Source organism: Paenibacillus sp. PL91 (genome assembly GCF_012935325.2).
Taxonomy (GTDB): Bacteria; Bacillota; Bacilli; order Paenibacillales; family Paenibacillaceae; genus Pristimantibacillus.
Window position 1 is genome coordinate 136743 of record NZ_JABBYG020000002.1, and the last position, 17085, is coordinate 153827.

Consider the following 17085-nt stretch of genomic DNA (forward strand, 5'->3'; position numbering starts at 1 on the left):
ATGTATAAGTTAAAGAAGACCTATACTCTCTTCTATGATTCGAATAGATTCATCATTCTCAACTAGAGCGAACATCTTTTGCAAATCCGGGTAAAATACGCGGTCCTCCGTCCATTTTGGCACATGATTGCGTATGAGCTCATAGGCGATGCCCGTTCCTGCGCCATATTCGAGCGGTTTATGAAATTCTAACGCTTGCGAGGCGGTCAGAAGCTCGATTGCTAGCACTTTGTAGGCGTTGCGAACGACTTGAACGGCTTTCAGCGCTGCTGGCGTTCCCATGCTGACATGATCCTCCTGAAAGGCGGATGTCGGAATCGAGTCGACGGATATGGGATGCGACAGCACCTTGTTTTCTGCGACTAATGAGGCAGCTACATATTGCGTAATCATGAAACCGCTGTTTAAACCGCCTTTTTCCACCAAAAAAGCTGGAAGCTCACTCGTATGCGGGTTAACCAGCCGGTCAATGCGGCGCTCCGAAATGTTAGCTAGCTCCGCTACCGCGATCGCCGTCATATCCATCGTCAATGCCAATGGCTCTCCATGCGCATTGCATGCCGAGATTGAAACGCCGCCCTCGCCGTCATCGAAGATGAGCGGATTATCAGTAGCCGAATTTAACTCCAGCTCCACGATTTCTACGGCATGCATGATTTTATCGCGGCATGCGCCATGCACCTGAGGGATTGACCTTATGCTGAGCGCATCCTGAATTCTGCGATCCTTGGACTGCTCACTAATTTCGCTGCCAGCAATGAGCCTTCGAAGATTGTCAGCAACCTGCAATTGTCCCTTATAGGGGCGCACGCGGTGAATCCGCTCATCAAACGCATAATAGGTACCCTTTAGCGCTTCAAAGCTCATCGCACCTGCGATATCCGCCCATTTTGCCAGCTGTATGCAGTCAAAAATCGCCAAGGCGCTAATGCCGCTCATGCATACCGTTCCGTTCACGAGACTGAGCCCTTCCTTCTCCTTCAGCTCCAGCGGCTCGATTCCCGCTTCCTTCATCGCTTCCGCTCCGGCAAGGTGCCGACCCTTGTAATAAGCCTCCCCTAGACCGATCGCGACAAGCGAAATATGTGCCATATGGGTGAGATAGCCAACCGAGCCCTGCGAAGGCACCCAAGGCGTCACACCTTCATTTAACATCCGAACAAGCGTCTCAACCGTTTCCAAACGGATGCCCGAGTAGCCTTGCGAGAAATTGATGACGGCCGCTAACAAGATCGCACGCACTTGATCAGCCTTTAACGGCTCGCCTACCCCGCATGCATGACTCATGATGACGTTTTTGGACAGCCTTGCCGCTTCATCCGGCGTAAGGCTAACTTTGCATAATTCACCTAGCCCCGTCGTAATGCCATAAACGGGGCGTTGTTCTTTTACAAATTGTTCTACGTGGCTGCGGCATTTTTTGATTTTCGCTTTAACATCCTCGGCTAACTCGACCTTCATTCCATTTCTTGCGACAGCAGCGACATGATTAATTCGTATGGCACTGCCGTCTATTACGATGCTGCTCAAAACGATTCACCTCCGTAGAACAAGCTATTCCATCCGCTGAATAAGTCTTATACATCTGCTGTCTTTTGATAGACAGGAGACAGCAGATTTTGAATATGAGAAAGGGTTACTTTGCCGATAACACGATTTTCCTGCCCAACATCACCGACGACCTGCACGACATCTGCACCTGTGCGCAGTAAAATATCAAGCACCGATTTGAGATCGCTGGACTCCGAGATCGTTGGAAGGGCAGGATTCACATGCGATGTGACGACCCGCTCCATTGCGGCGCTCACATTAATGAGACTGATTTTTCGGATCATATCGTCCCCACCCATCAAGTGCTGAACAAACTCGTTCTTAGGATGAAGGATCAGTTGGAGAGGAGCGTCAAATTGCACGACCTCTCCGTCTTTCATAATCATAATTTTATCCGCGAGCCGAAGCGCCTCTTCCACATCATGCGTAACGAACATAATCGTCTTGTGCAGCTTTTTTTGAATATGAATCAATTCATCCTGCAGCTTGGTTCTCGTAATAGCGTCAATCGCTCCGAATGGCTCATCCATCAGCATAAACGGCGGGTCTGCCGCAAGCGCCCTGGCAAGCCCGATCCGCTGCTGTTGACCGCCGGATAGCTGACGCGGGTATCTTTTGCGATATACGCTGGGATCAAGATGAACAAGCTCTAGCAGCTCGTCGGTTCTTCCGCTAATTTTAGCCTTGTCCCACCCCAGCATCTCAGGAACGACGGCAATATTCTGTTCCACCGTCATATGGGGAAACAATCCGCTTTGCTGGATTACATAGCCGATCCGCCTTCTTAGATCATTGACGGGCACATCCTTTGTATCGATGCCGTCAACCAAAATATTGCCCTCCGTTTGCTCGTAAAGTCGATTGACCATCTTTAAAAGCGTCGTTTTCCCGCATCCCGAAGTACCGAGCAGTACGATAAACTCACCGCTTTTTACCGTTAAGCTAACATCGTTGACAGCAGGCTTTTCCGTGCCGGGATAATACTTGATCACATGTTGAAACTCAATTCCGCTCATTTTGGTCACCTCCACTGACTTGCAAGCCTGTTATTTAAGAAATCCATTTTCTTTGAGGAATGCTTCTGCAACATCCTCTGGTTCTTTTTTGGTTTCACCGTCCACTTCCCAGTTCAGAGCTGCCATCGCCTCGTCCGTCAGCAAGGCATTAATTTTGTTGAGAATATCGCCGACCTCCGGGTTGTTCTTCAGCACCTCGCTGCGAACCTGCGGGATGGCATGGTATGGAGGCCAAAGCTTCTTGTCATCCTCTAGCGAAACGAGCTTAAACCCGGCAATTTGACCGTCGGTTCCGAATCCGATCGTGACATCAACCTGCTTGTCCGTTAAAGCCTTGTATTTCAAGCCGATATCAAACAATTTGGCTGATTTGAATTCGAAGCCGCCATACGTTTTTTGCAAGCCCGGCAAGCCGTCTTCCCGATCGCCAAATTCAGGAATGAGCGCAAAATTCAGCTCTGGCGCTTTGGCCGACAGATCAGAAAGTGTCTTCAAGCCATATTTATCCGCAATATCTGCGGTAGTTACGATCACGTAGGTGTTATTGAATGGCGTTTGATCCAGCGTCTCAATATCAAATTTTTCTTTGTAGCCCTTCTTAACCGCCTCATAGACAGCCGTTTCATCATTGGGTGCTGACTCCTTCAAAACGTCCTGAAGCGCCGTTCCGGTATACTCCGGGTACAGATCGATTTCACCGCTTTGGAGTGCTGTAAAAGCTACTTGCGTTCCGCCAAGGTTAAGCTTCCGCTCGACATTAAAGCCAGCTGCATCAAGCGCCTGCGCATAAAGCTCGCCGAGGATGTATTGCTCCGTGAAGTTTTTTGATCCGATTTTGATCGTGGGCTTATCCGCTGATCCGCCAGCCTCTTTGCTTGATTGACTACATGCTGCCAAACAAAAAGCCAAACATAATACAGTACCTGACGTCATCAGCTTCTTGAACCTATTTTCCATACCCCTTCACGCTCCTCTGTTTATTGACCCATTTTTGGGCTCGTTAATTTTTCTATCCGACCAAATATAGAATCGCCCGCAATGGCAAGCAGACAAATTGGTACGGCGCCCACCAGCAGCATCGATGGCTTGGCCAGTGCGATTCCATTAATGATGAAATCCCCAAGACCTCCGCCACCTATAAAAGCAGCTAGCGCCGCTCCCGCTATAACCTCAACGGAGGCTGTGCGTATCCCCGTAATAACGACCGGCAAAGCGAGCGGAAACTCGATTTTCCGGATAATTCGAAGCTTATTCATGCCCATCCCCTGCGCCGCTTCAATGATGTTTTTATCCACTTCCTTGAATGCGACCACCGTATTGATCAGAATTGTCGGGAAGGCAAGAATCGTCAACGCAATTAACGAAGGCGTGAAGCCGACTCCCATATAGGGCATCGTAAGCGCCAGTACCGCTAAGCTTGGAATGATCTTCCCGAGGTAGAACACATTCAAAACAACCATGGACAGCTTATTACGTTTAGACAAGTAGATCCCAAGCGGCACGCTGATGAAAATACTTATTGCAAGTGCGATCGCACTAAGCAAAAGATGAATTTTCAAAGCTTCCCAGAAAAGGTCCGGCTTGCTCATCAAATAATCAATAGCTTCTTTGAAAACGTTCACTTCTCAGCGCCTCCATTCACCTTGTGTTGAGACTCACTCTTCTTTCTATGAATCGGAACACCAAGTCTGTCGCAATAACAAGTACGAGCACCGCTACGGTGCCAGCGATGATTTTGCCGGAATGATCCTGATAAATGCCTTCAAATATCAGCTTTCCAAGCCCGCCTGCATTGATGAAAGCGGCAATCGTCGCAATGCCAATCATGGAAACCGCAGCAATGCGGATTCCCGCAACTACAACGGGCAGCGCTAGTGGAACGATGATCTTATAAATCATCCGCCACTTGCCCATCCCCATCCCGCGAGCCGCTTCCACAATAGAGGGCTCTATTCCTTTAATCGCGACAACCATATTTCGCACCAGCGCCATTTGGGAATAGGCGATCAGAGCAATTGCCGCCGGCTTCACTCCCAGACCAAGGAATGGGATCAGCAGCGCGAATAGCGCGATGCTTGGAATCGTATAGATAGTGCCAAGAACCCCCATTACTAGAGACTGTACTTTCGTAAATCGGGAAATCACCGCAGCAACAAGGATAGAAATGACAAGAGAAAGAGATACGAGATAAATATGTTCGATGAGCAGCCCTGTTACTTTATCAAGATGTTCAAACAAATAAGTCATCCTAGCGTCTCCTCTCTTGGTCTGCAAAACATAAGCCATCTGATGTTATGTTTCATGACACAATTTCCCCCATTTCCCGTATAAGAATGACTCGATGTAAGATTACTTCACGTCTATATTATAAAATTGAAACCGCTTACAATCAATGGACAAAGTTGCTCACCACTAGCATGATCTTGCTGTGCGATAATCAGAGGGGCTGCAGCTCATAATTTTTTTAAACGTACGCGTAAAATAGTTGGAATCCTGAAATCCGACCTGACCCGCAATCTGTTTTATGGACATATCCGTCGTTTCCAAGTAATATAGCGCTTTCTCGATGCGGATTTTATTCAAAAAATCGATGACGCCAAGGCCTACCTCCTTCTTAAACAAATGGGCAAGATGGTAGGTGCTTACATAGCAACATTGTGCTATGTCCTCCAGCGTCATTTTGTTCTGATGGTTCTCGATGATTCGCTTCATCGCTTTGCGTATAATCGGGGAAACGTTCATTTTGTTGGCCTTTACAATTTGCTCCGCAAGCAATCTCCAATAATCACATAGCTTGTTTACAAAATTGTTATAGCGGACCGTGCTGTATAAGCTTTGAATCATCTTTGCGTTTTCGGATAAAATAACCGTGATATCTCCACCCGACACGAGAACCATGCTCGATAAAGACATGCTCAGATCAATGGCTGCAGACTTGAACATATCGATGTGGAGCTTATAGGTTTGCGCTATTCTTGCAAGCAAAATTTTCAAATAATTGATAGAGCCTTCGATATCGCCAATTCGGACACGCGCAAGCAGCTCTGTTTTTTCTTCTTGGGAAATCGCCTGCTCCGCCTGCTTGGCGACTTGTTTATCCTTCTCATAGAAATAAATAACGCGATTGCCTTGAAAAAAACGATCAACAAGCGATTCCTTCGCTTCCTCGAAAGACCGATACAGCATATAGGGGCTGTCATAATAGGAGCCGATCCCCGCGGACACCGAAAAGCCTTGCTGATCAACCAAACCTTGAATTTTTTGAACGATCGATAGTAAACTCTTTTTTAAGGAAGGGCTTTGCGGACTATCTGATGGAAGCTCCAGCAGCAATGCTACTATCCCTTCTTCCACCCACACCCAAAGAAAAGGCTCTGCTATCGTTTGATAAATAGCCTTAACCAGCTGCTGCCCAATTTCCATTTTCCACGTTATCGATTTATCTATAGCTAGCTCCGGGTAACGATCCATCGAAATCAAGATCGTCAAATGCGGTGTGACTTGTATGCCGAGTCTTTGTTGAACTTCTTTAAAGCTGCCTTCATGTACAATTGTTCCGGAAATGAGAAGCTGTGAGAACGCTGCCTCCGTCGTTGCCAGCATCATAAAGACTCCCTTTCTTTGTAAAAGTACCGCAATTCTAACCTTAGCCGCCTTATTCGTCAATTGCAGATTATCACCATATCTTTAATAAGCATCAGCCTGTTAGAAACGGGAAACGACATGTAAGTCCGTAACGGGTATTTATGGATACACAAAAACAAAAAGAGGCTTCCCGCAAGCAGATAAGTCGCTTGTGGTGAAGCCTCTTCCCTATCATTTAGGATCGATTTATCCTAGCTTACTTTATAAGTAAGCACTAAATTTGATCAGAATATCCGCCTGCTCCTTGGTCAATTGTTTGCCTGAAAAAACTTGAACCTCTTTCTTAAATACGCTTAACAAATTCATTTTCACTTTATCGTTCCCGCGTTTCTCCGCTTCCTGCGCCAGCAGCAGATTGCTGCATAGCGCTTTGCTTATCCCCGGATTATCAGCTGCAAATTGACGAACAAGCGCGCACATTCCTTCGTAGGTTACGAGAGTTTCATAAGTAATCGAACTTGAGCTGGAGTTGCCGGCCGCATCCTCAGCCGTTACCTCAAGGGAATGGCTTCCTGCCTCCATGTTATAGGCAGGGCCTTCCGCTAACGGCTTAGTGCAAGGATCATCGGCTAATCCAGATAATTCGTCAACGGCTGTACAGCCTATTTGAACCGTTTCTTCAATGGAATACGCCAGCTTTCCCGTAAACTGGAGGACAGGTGCTGTTTTGTCGATCCGAATCTCCAGTGTACGAGGAGCCTCTTGCACACCAGAAGCATTGGCTGCAGCATAGGTTATAGAAGTTAACCCTTCACTCGTAACCTTTATCTCAACCTGATTTCCGCTTACTGTCACTTTCTCGATAGGTTGAGCCCCATCCGCCATATACGATATGGAGGCGGCGGATTCGGATGCAATCGAAATGAGCGCATCCTGCTTGATCCATCCTGAGGCATTTGGCGATGGGCTAACGTTTGCGATCGAGACCGGCGGTTTTGTATCTTTAACGGCGACATAGAAATCATCATAGTAAGCTGACGCGATATTATACCGGCTTGTGACTGCAATTAGTCTGGCATATGCGGCATTGGCAGGCGCTTTTCCTTTCAGCATCACTTTCTGCCACTGCGCCAGCCTAGACTCATCCAAATGGGTCTCCAAGGTGGAGATTGCTGCGTTTTTATCATCAAAGAAGCGGAACATAAAGCCCGGTTGGCCTGACTCGATATACAAGTTAACGCCCGCTTCGTAATCCTCACCCGGGATAACCGGTATTTTATCGCTTTGCAGCGCGACGGATGCCGTTCGCAATTTATCCGTTATGAGCAGGCTTTTACTGCCCGTTAAGCTTTTTGTATCACTAATTTCATAGCCATAATCCACTCCGGTTGCGAATAAAGAGCTCCAGCTTGGGATTGCTCCATTGTTCACGTTCTCTTCCAATCCGGCATTTGCGACAGGCACCGGAACGCCCGGCGGCTCTACTACAACCTCTCCGTCCACCTTCATGCGATACAGGATCGTATTCGTAGCTTGGTCAGTAAAATACAAGTTGCCGTCCATGCCAAGATCGAAACGGGATGTGTCCGCAAGCGTACGGAATTCTAACGTTTCCGGATCAATGACCGTTAATTTATTGTTGAATAAAACATAGAGCAACCCATCCTCTGACCAGCGAAGCGGGTGATGCGCCCATTGGCTGAAATTCAGCTTCGGATAAATCTTTTTGCTTTTGACGACCTCGTACGTATCAGGATCTAAGGCGAAAATATATTCGTAAGATGCACCCCAGATCAGGCCGTCAGGACCAACGGAAAGATCCCCGATAAAAATCGGCTTCTCAAGTCCTGGAATGCGCAGCGGAAACTCCGCAATCTTCTGCTCTGCCACTGCATCCCAGACGAATATTTTCGCTTCTTCTTCCGAAGGCTCAGAGCCAAGTCCTCCTCGAATCGTCGTAGATCCGTATAACTTATTGTTGTGGAAGGTCGTGCTAAGAACGCTCTGATTTTCCACGACATGACGATGAACGTCAATTTCCCCGGTAGCTGGGTCATAAACCGTCAGCGAGCCCCCCAATGTACCGTAACCGGAAATGGTAGAGATGTAAATTTTCCCAAGCCCGCCTGTAATATTCACCAGACGCTCCTGATTGTTCCCCAAAATCGCCAATCGTTTGGGATTCGTTGGTCCCGGCTCGGCAGACAAATCATATTCATATAGACCACCTTCTGGATAAACGCCCATGTACACTTTCGTACCTACCGCATATACGCTATCTGCTTGACCAATACTGAATGGCTTCGTTGTATTATTGCTCAGATTCACCAAGGAGGATCTAGCTTGGGAGCCGGTCGTAATCAGCTGAGTTTCGGATACGCTCTGCAGCCGGTTAACGACTCCAGGCAGCCCCGGTATAATTGGAGGCAGCAAATGCACCTGCTTCGTCTCGATATTCATGATCGTGACGCCTCCATCATATCGTACCGTAACCAATGATTTGCCTGGCAGCTCCGGATGATTAGGAAATTCAGCCCAATCTGCGCCGCGAAAGCCGCTCGCATATTCCATGCCGGTAAGCTCGACTTCATGGCTGGCAAGATCAAAGGATTTCAACTTCTTGTCGGACATAAAATAGAGTTTGCCATTCAACGAATCTGTTGCATGCAAGCCCGTCACATTTTCCAAGACGACATCCAGCCAGGCTTCCGTTTGCGTATCATAGATAAAAGCTTCTCCCGGAATGCCGCTGCCGTCCGTATATCTTGCGAATAAATAACGATCATCAATCGTACTCAAATCGTATACCGTATCCTCTTTGACGCTGAGAGCTGCCGCAATATCCGTCTTCTCGCCTGTTTCCAGATTAACCCGGACGATTTGCTTGTGCGCGGTGCCAGCGTAAATGTTACCGCCCTGATAAGCAATGGACCGCACATATTCCTGATCCAGGAGTCCGATAACACGGCCATAATCTCTTGTTTGGTTAGTTGCTGGATCATATTGATAGACCTTGCCTCCCGGATATGTCCCTACATACACGCGTCCCTTCTCATCCGTCGTGATGCTGTTCGGCACGGACTGCCCATCGAACTGGGCTACCTGCGTCGGAACATGCGTAACAGGCGAATAGCTCCAGAGTCTAGCACCCCCGCCGTCAGCGGCTAAGAACAACGTGCCGTCAGGAGCCACGGTATGCGCCCAAGAGCTTTCCGAAGGGGCAATCGGAATGCTTCGCAGCAGCTTATAATCCTCCAAATCGATGACATTAAGATGGCCAGGCTTCCCTTTGCTCGTCGCATAAAGCACATTCCGCCCTTCTTCTTGGCCAACCGTACCATTAAACACCGCTACTGTATAATTGTTCGGAATGAGCAGCTCTTCCGGGCTTCCATAGGTTTTCTGAGCTAATTTCCCCGCTTCTGCTGCTGCGTGCACGCCGCCCCAGCCCGTGACTGCCAATAGAAAACAACACATAAGGATGAAAGCGCGAAATTTACCGGTTTGCATCACATTGCCTCCTTTGTCTTAAACCCGTTTCAAACATAACAACACATTTTAATTGCGTAGTCCTATGTCATCCCCAAGATGTAAGAAAGTGCCCGTATTGCCCGCAGCCGAAGTTGATCCCTCCTTTCAATAGAGCTATCCAAACGATTTTCATTTATAGATATGTCTCTTAATAGTCTCTAAATCGGTGAATCTCTCCCCCTTTTTTTCTTGAGTGCCGTGCTATGACAAAACTTCTACCCTTCGTATTTCAGAAGCGTCCCCATCACATCCTTGGCGTTTTCGTAATTCGCATAGGCTTCTTGCGCTCTTTCCAAGGGATAGACGTTTGTAATAAGCGGCGAAATCGATAGTCGTTTATCCGAGAGCAGTCGAATATATTCGCCGATGTTCCTTCCTTCCGTCCATCTTACATGGCCGATCGGGTAATCATGATTTTCTTTTTCATAGCTGGCATCATATCTGCCCGGTCCTCCCGCACGGGATATAAGCACCTGAGCCTCTTTCCCGAACATCAGATTGCGAGAAAAGGTTGTAGACAAATCGCCGACGATGACGATTTTTCCTTTATCCCGAATCCATTGCAGCGATTGATTAATAAGCTCTTCTCCCGAACCGCCTGCGCAAAGGAGGACGCAATCAGCACCATGGCCATCCGTCATCTGCTTCAATTGCTCTTCCATAGCCTCTTGCTGATCGAAAGCGTCCTTCACGCCATGCCGCTTAAGCAGCTCGGCACGATTGGCAGCCAAATCGAGCCCAATGACGCGGACAGCTGCCGCCGCAGCGATTTGGCAGACGATTTGACCCAGCAAGCCAAGCCCTACGATTACCGCAGTCTCGCCAAACCGAATATCAGCCGTTCGAAGGGCATGAATAGCGATCGCTCCGAGTCCTGCAAAGGCAGCTTCCTCGGGCTGGACATGACCCGGCACAATTGCCGTCAAATTAGACGGGACCGTTAACCATTCCGCATGCTTTACATAAGGAGCGCCGTAGCAGGCTACTCGCTGTCCGATTTTAATTCCTGTGACATTATCGCCAAGCTCTTCAACGATTCCTACTGCGCTGTATCCGAGTATAACCTGCTGATCGGAAGCGCGCCTCAGGAAAGAAAGCTCGGTTCCTGGGCTGATGGCCGAATATTCGGTGCGAATCCGTAGATGCCCAGGAAGAGGTGATACGCTATCGATGTCCGTGATCGAAATCTTGCCTTTTAATGCTGCAACAGCTTTCATGTCAGATTCCTCCGATTCAATCCGTCTCTTTTTTGCGATACTCGCTTGGTGATATGCCATTATATTTTTTAAAGGTAGTCGTAAAGGTGGAAGAGTTCATATAACCGGTCTTCTCCCCAATTTCCGCGACGCTGAGGTCGGTATTTTTCAGAAATTCCCGCGCGTGGGACAATCTGACCTTATTGAGATATTCCACATAATTAATGCCAAACGTTTTCTTGAAGTAATTTGAAAAGTATTTCGGACTGGTGTCCAGCACCTCCGCCATATGATCCAAGTACAAGTTTTCCATATAATGAAGCTCGATATATTGTGATATAAAAGCAGCATTAAGCTTGCTCTTCTGCTCGCTGCCGCGTTTTTCAGCTATAAAATGCACGGCATCAATGAGCGCTTCATGGATTTCGTCATAGTGGCGCGCCATGTCCACCTTTCCTGAAAAATCTCTTGCCTCCTGCTGAAGGTCCTTGCTGCTAACTGTCGCTTCGCCGATTTGCTTCAGCAAATAAAGAAATATGCTTTTTGCAATATGCGTCATCTGATGAAAATGAATGTTACGATTCACGTTTTCCTGAACGATGTCTTCGACAATTTTTAAGGACTCGTTGGTCTTTCCGCTTAATAGGCAATTGGACAGCTTCTCGATTTTTTCAAAAGGAAAATATACGTCTGAAACATAACGTATCATTTCTGTATCCACAACCGCTCCGGTTTGCTTCACATTCCGGTACTCCATGCCATGCTTAATATCTTGATTGGCTGCATGCATATTGCTTATTTTCGAATCGTAGCCTTTACTCGCAAATGCACTGATCACAAAGGATTGCAGCTCATGCTTGGCCGTATGCCTCACGTACGATTCAATGCCTTCCAATACCTTCTTCCGATTCGTCATCTCCTTCATCCCAACAAGAGCTAGAAACTGCAAATGTCCCGAATGAAATACGACAGCGTGATTAAAGATGTTCTGAAGCTCCATCTGCATCCATTCCGTAATCTCTTCGATCCTCCAATTCGGCGGCTCACCGTCTACTTGACGGTTTAATTGCAGGCCAACCATGACAAAGTAACGTTCTTGGAAGAAATACGGATAATATTTCTGCATTTGCAGCTCATACTCTTGCGAGTGGGAAAGCTCATCCAAAGACTGAAGGAAAATGCCTCTGCGCATCTCCTTATCAACAAAATCCATTTGTTTGGATAAGGATTCGTTCTCCGCCTGCACTTTTACGATCCCGCTGTAAATCTTCCGAAAATCATTGCCTTTGATAGCTCCTCCACCCAGCAATTGAAGAATGCCCTTGACTGGTCTATACAAATAAATGCTAAGCAAGACAGACAATAAAAGGGCGCTGATAATCGCGCTAATCATAATCAATTGGCTTGCGTCCGTAACGGAGCCGATGTTTTGAAATTGGTATGGCACTTTATCGATATAAATAAAATCGTTGTATTCCGACTTGTAAAAATGATAATCGAAATTTTCGCGAGTAAAAGAAGCTTCTGTGGATGTGTTGAAATAGACGTCGTTAAGCACTTCGATCAGATCCCAATCCTTTTCCGTGCTCAAAATAACGTTGCGGCTGGAATCAAGTACAATAAGCGATGCGCCTGGAATTAATCCTTTGAGATTGACCTGCTGCTGAAGCTTCTCGACATCGATAATAATCATGACGTTTTTGTCAGATAGCCTCACCTTATTACCGTCCATTGCCACCATCAGCTGCCGGCTTCTTCTCGATAATCCATCGCTAGAGACGGAATACTCGTCTGCCGGAAACATCGTAAACGTATGCTTGGAACGAGCGAAGGATTTCCAATAATCAGCCGTTTGCAGCGCATGCTTATATTTTTGATTAAACAGGACGTTCAAGTTACTGGTGCCTTTTGAGGTAATCGCTAAATCGGCGTTGTCATAGAAAACGATAACATCGTCTATGAAATCGATGGAAGAAATTAAAGTCGAAAGGCTGTCCTTCAGCATATAAACCTTTACCATATCGATTTCCCCATTTTCGCGTGACACGACGTTTTCATAGGGCAGACCGTGTATAGCAAAAATCAAATTGTTCACCGTCATAAAATGGCTGTCAAACGATTGGATTATATTTTTGACGGCCATCCGGTTGTTTTGCGTCACCTTATCGTAGATGCCGGAGATCGAATTTTGATAGACGATATAATTGGATGCAAACATGATTACGATGACGAGGAGCAGGGAGAAAAAAATTTGCAGCAGCCCTCTGTTAGCAATTAGTCGATTCATTGGCGTCACCTCTCAAGATGTCATCCAACTTATATTCCACATTCGTCCATTTAACCCTTTTCCGAGCCCAGCATAACGCCGTTCGCAAAATATTTCTGTGCAAAAGGATAGATCAGCAGCACCGGAATCATGGACAGCACAATGGTCGCGTTTTTCATCGCTTGCGGCGCCAAGGCGGCACGATCAACAAGACCTGCATCATTCTCGGTGTTGTATATGAGCATATCCCTTAAAACGACCTGCAGTGGATACATATCCTTGTCGCTTAAATAAATCAAAGGAAGGAAGAAGCTGTTCCAATGGCCCATAAAGTAAAACAATCCGATAGATGCCAATGCGGGCTTGGATAACGGAATGACGATGTTAAACAAGATCCGAAATTCAGAAGCGCCATCGATTAATGCCGCTTCGCGAATTTGGCTCGACATGTTCTCGTAGAAGCTCTTTAGAATAATCAGCTCCATCGTCCATATCGCATTCGGCAGCACAAGCGCCCACACCGAATCCAAAAGGCCAAGCTGCTGCACGACCATATAAGTCGGAATAATTCCGGCATTGAAGAACATCGTCATGACGATGGCTAGCATAAAAAATCTTCTTCCGAAAAACGTCCGTTGAGATAGCGGATATGCCGCAATGGCGGTAAACAGCAAATTAATGATTGTTCCAAACGCCGTATAATAGATGGAATTAAAATAAGCTCTCGGTATTTTGTTGTTTTTCAAAACTTCCGCGTAAGCATCGAGATTCAATCCCTTCGGCAATAAAAAAACTTCGCCTCGAATGACAGAAGCCGTATCGCTCAAAGAAATAGCTGTTATATAGATGACTGGATAAAGCGTTGCAATGGCGACGCAGGTCATAATAATCGTATTTAATATGCCGAAAACGGTAAGCCTGCGCTCTCCTACCATAGCCCGTTCCCTCCGATCCGCTTGCTTAAGTAGTTTGCTGCCAGCAGCATGACCATCGCCACCAATGCCTCGAACATACCGACGGCTGCCGCATAGCTGTAGTTGGATTCCAATAAGCCTTTCCTGTATACATAGGTAGAAAAGACGTCCGCTACGTCATAGGTCAGCGGATTGTATAGAAGCAGCACCTTTTCATAGCCGATGCGGATCATGGAGCCGGTTTTGAGAATGAACATGATCAGCAGGGTAGGCAGCAGACCAGGGAGCGTAATATGCCGCATCATCCGAAACCGGCTTGCGCCATCAACTCTTGCCGCCTCATAGAGCGTCGGGCTTATGCCCGCGATCGCGGCCAAATAGATGATCGCCTCATAGCCCATCGTTCCCCAAATCTCGGAAATGACATAGATGGGACGGAACCAATTCGGATCTATTAGAAAATATTTTTTTTCAAAACCTAGCGCTGCTATGATTTGATTTAACAACCCGTTGTTCGGGGACAAAAAATCGATAATCATGCTGCAAATGATGACAACGGACAAAAACGCAGGAAGATAGCTGAACGTTTGCACCGATTTCTTGAACCATTTTATCCTCACCTCATTTAACAAAACGGCCAATATGATCGGGAAAGGAAAGCCGAATATAAGCGAATAAAAGCCGAGCAAAAGCGTGTTTTTAAACAATAGCCAAAAATCATCGCTCGTAAAAAATTTGATGAAATGCTTGAGTCCCACCCAATCGCTTCCCCAAACGCCGGAAAAAACGCTGTAGTCCTTAAAGGCAAGAATTAATCCGTAAAGCGGGCCGTAACGAAACAAGAGATAGAAGACGATGCATGGTATGAATAAAATAAGCAGTTGTTTGTCACGCTTGATATGCTTCCAAGCTGCCTCAAATCGTGAATGCAATGGCTTCTCGCTGCTTGGCGTTTCGAGTTCCAGGTTTGATTGCTGCATGATGTCTCCCTCCCAGCTTGAGTGAGGCATCCGGCGAACGAGCCGAATGCCCTGTCTCACCTTCTAAATGGCATCTTTATTTCTTTTCGTCGAACCGTTTCTGCGCATCGTTGTACACTTTAATGACCTGCTCCGCCCCATTCTTTGCGGCATTGCCCATCCAATCCGACCATTGCTTCTCCCCGTAATTTTTATCGAGAATATATTTGGCGTTAAATTCTTCGGCAGCTTTCTGCAAGGAGGTTTGAAGCTCGGAGAGGACCGAAATTTCGTCGTCGGTAAAATTCAGAATCGGATCGCGGGCTTCCCGCTTATCACCATTCAAAATTTTCTCTTGCGCCTCCTGCTCCTTCTCGGAAAATTTGTAATATACGCTGCGTCTGTCCGGTCTCAAATAAGCGCCCTCCAACCACATGCTGTAACGGTCCTCAAGAACGCCGATGTCGACTAAAGGCAAATCAGCCAGCTCAGGATAAACGGGAAAGCCGTCTGGACCCCACTCGAAGTTTACGCCTTCCACGCCAATCGTCATTAACTCGCTTCCCGATGGGCTGGTCAAGTAATCCAGCAGCTTTAACGAGATTTCCGTATTCTTATTGCTGGCTACCGCAATGCTAAAATCAGAAACTTCAGGCAGGCTTCTTACCTTCCCTGTCGGCCCTACAGGATTACCGTATCTGAGATCGTATTCCGGATTTTGGTCCTTGATTTGGTTGTAGAATAAGTCCAGCCTTCCGATCCAGTCCCATGTGATGAACGACTTGTCGGTCGTCATTTTCGTCGTCCACGAATCCTGTGTATCCGTTAGAAACTCGGGGTCCATGAGACCTTCGTTGTACAGCTTCTTCATAAAATCAAGCATGTCCTTATGAGCAGGCTGCACGCTCGCAAACTTCCACAATCCATCCTTTTCATCGTAATAAACAGGATAATTGTCGGTATTGCCGAGTCCCCATCCAAACGCCCAGTCTCTGAATATGTTGGCCAGCCCTTTGGAAGCGTATGGATAAGAATCCGGATAAGCCTCTTTTAGCTTTTTGAGCGCTTGATAGAATTGTTCCGTATCGGTCCATTCCTTGATCCCTAGCTTGTCAAAGATGTCCTTGCGGTACAAAAATCCGTGATTCACATCTCTGTTCAGGTTGAAAATAGGCCACGTATACAGATTGCCATTCTGATCCCCATACGACTTTATGACCCAAGGATTTTCCTCTACGTACAGTTTTTTGAAATTTGGCAGCATATCTGCGTAATCCGTAATGGCCGCTACGCCCTTCTGTTGCCCAATTTTCTTTAATTCCGCTGACTTCAGCCCAATGAATATATCAGGAAGCTTTCCTGAAGCAACGACCACCTTCAGTTTATCCTGATAGGTTTGGGGAGAATAAGATTGAAATTCAACTTTAATCCCCGTACGCTTCAACAGCTCGTTTACGACCAGTTTATTGTCGTTTAGGTTCGCGGCGTTGCTTGGCAGCATATAAGTAATCGTTGTCTGTTTGTCTACAATGGGCAGCTTCAAGCCTCCAGTATCGCCATATTGCTTGGAATCTGCAGCTGTCGTGCTGCTTGGTGCCTCACTCGGTTTATTCGTCGCTTTGCCCGCATTGTTTTTTTCTTCTCCGTTCCCGCTGCAAGCCGCCAAACTTACGATAATCATAGATGAGATCAGCATGACGTTTAACCATTTTTTTGACATTTACATTCCTCCCTTTCATTTCTCTTCCTTTTTCAAGACGGCCATGATTAGTCCCCTTCATCAAAATAACGAAGGCTGGAAACAGTCATCGGGATGATCTAGAATGCCACAACGTACAATGTCGATAACCGTGTCCTGCATTTCCAGTTTAGAAGCGCTTTCAATCATCGTAAACCAAATGATTTCCTGCGCCATCCTTTTTTTCCGAAATTCAAATAACAATTGCAAAAAACGTTGATAAATCAAGCATTTCAGCCGTGTGGAGAATGATAAAGCGGTAGAAATATATAAAATGCACAGCTTGTTTAAGTTGACATGAATGCCACATGCAGACAAATAAAAAAAGC

The 17085-nt window shown here is 46.7% G+C and carries 12 protein-coding genes; all 12 read right to left on the reverse strand.

The features are described 5' to 3' along the window. Positions 1-9 precede the first annotated feature (9 nt). Positions 10-1530 carry a histidine ammonia-lyase gene (gene hutH, locus HI950_RS05915; protein ID WP_169082977.1) on the reverse strand — a complete coding sequence of 507 codons (1521 nt, stop codon included), beginning with the start codon at positions 1528-1530 and terminating at the stop codon, positions 10-12. Positions 1531-1577: 47 nt separating this feature from the next. After that, entirely contained in the window at positions 1578-2567 is a 990-nt protein-coding gene (locus HI950_RS05920) for an ABC transporter ATP-binding protein (protein WP_169082978.1), read from the reverse strand. Between the two features lie 30 nt (positions 2568-2597). Further along, entirely contained in the window at positions 2598-3524 is a 927-nt protein-coding gene (locus HI950_RS05925) for an ABC transporter substrate-binding protein (protein ID WP_169082979.1), read from the reverse strand. Between the two features lie 20 nt (positions 3525-3544). Next, on the reverse strand, positions 3545-4189 hold the full coding sequence (locus HI950_RS05930) for an ABC transporter permease (protein WP_169082980.1): 645 nt from the start codon (positions 4187-4189) through the stop codon (positions 3545-3547). 16 nt (positions 4190-4205) lie between these two features. After that, on the reverse strand, positions 4206-4814 hold the full coding sequence (locus tag HI950_RS05935; protein ID WP_169082981.1) for an ABC transporter permease: 609 nt from the start codon (positions 4812-4814) through the stop codon (positions 4206-4208). A gap of 165 nt (positions 4815-4979) precedes the next feature. Further along, positions 4980-6173: a response regulator transcription factor gene (locus HI950_RS05940; protein ID WP_169082982.1), complete on the reverse strand. Its 1194-nt coding sequence runs from the start codon at positions 6171-6173 to the stop codon at positions 4980-4982. 240 nt (positions 6174-6413) lie between these two features. Next, positions 6414-9662 carry a PQQ-binding-like beta-propeller repeat protein gene (locus HI950_RS05945; protein ID WP_169082983.1) on the reverse strand — a complete coding sequence of 1083 codons (3249 nt, stop codon included), beginning with the start codon at positions 9660-9662 and terminating at the stop codon, positions 6414-6416. A 236-nt stretch (positions 9663-9898) separates the two neighbouring features. Beyond that, complete coding sequence (locus HI950_RS05950; RefSeq protein WP_169082984.1) at positions 9899-10900, reverse strand: zinc-dependent alcohol dehydrogenase; 1002 nt, start codon at positions 10898-10900, stop codon at positions 9899-9901. 16 nt (positions 10901-10916) lie between these two features. Further along, positions 10917-13166, reverse strand: a complete 2250-nt coding sequence (locus HI950_RS05955; RefSeq protein WP_169082985.1) for a helix-turn-helix transcriptional regulator — start codon at positions 13164-13166, stop codon at positions 10917-10919. Between the two features lie 50 nt (positions 13167-13216). Beyond that, positions 13217-14080 carry a carbohydrate ABC transporter permease gene (locus HI950_RS05960; RefSeq protein ID WP_169082986.1) on the reverse strand — a complete coding sequence of 288 codons (864 nt, stop codon included), beginning with the start codon at positions 14078-14080 and terminating at the stop codon, positions 13217-13219. Beyond that, a complete protein-coding gene (locus HI950_RS05965) occupies positions 14074-15039 on the reverse strand; it encodes an ABC transporter permease (protein WP_169082987.1) in 966 nt (321 codons plus the stop codon). The genes HI950_RS05960 and HI950_RS05965 overlap by 7 nt, the downstream gene beginning before the upstream one ends. A 76-nt stretch (positions 15040-15115) precedes the next feature. Then, on the reverse strand, positions 15116-16738 hold the full coding sequence (locus HI950_RS05970; RefSeq protein ID WP_169082988.1) for an extracellular solute-binding protein: 1623 nt from the start codon (positions 16736-16738) through the stop codon (positions 15116-15118). Positions 16739-17085: the final 347 nt, after the last annotated feature.

Bases quoted from the DNA above. Each gene is read 5' to 3' on its own strand.
- HI950_RS05920 (WP_169082978.1), bottom strand. From the start codon at position 2,567: ATGAGCGGAATTGAGTTTCAACATGTGATCAAGTATTATCCCGGCACG.
- HI950_RS05925 (WP_169082979.1), bottom strand. From the start codon at position 3,524: ATGGAAAATAGGTTCAAGAAGCTGATGACGTCAGGTACTGTATTATGT.
- HI950_RS05935 (WP_169082981.1), bottom strand. From the start codon at position 4,814: ATGACTTATTTGTTTGAACATCTTGATAAAGTAACAGGGCTGCTCATC.
- HI950_RS05940 (WP_169082982.1), bottom strand. From the start codon at position 6,173: ATGATGCTGGCAACGACGGAGGCAGCGTTCTCACAGCTTCTCATTTCC.
- HI950_RS05945 (WP_169082983.1), bottom strand. From the start codon at position 9,662: ATGCAAACCGGTAAATTTCGCGCTTTCATCCTTATGTGTTGTTTTCTA.
- HI950_RS05950 (WP_169082984.1), bottom strand. From the start codon at position 10,900: ATGAAAGCTGTTGCAGCATTAAAAGGCAAGATTTCGATCACGGACATC.
- HI950_RS05955 (WP_169082985.1), bottom strand. From the start codon at position 13,166: ATGAATCGACTAATTGCTAACAGAGGGCTGCTGCAAATTTTTTTCTCC.
- HI950_RS05960 (WP_169082986.1), bottom strand. From the start codon at position 14,080: ATGGTAGGAGAGCGCAGGCTTACCGTTTTCGGCATATTAAATACGATT.
- HI950_RS05965 (WP_169082987.1), bottom strand. From the start codon at position 15,039: ATGCAGCAATCAAACCTGGAACTCGAAACGCCAAGCAGCGAGAAGCCA.
- HI950_RS05970 (WP_169082988.1), bottom strand. From the start codon at position 16,738: ATGTCAAAAAAATGGTTAAACGTCATGCTGATCTCATCTATGATTATC.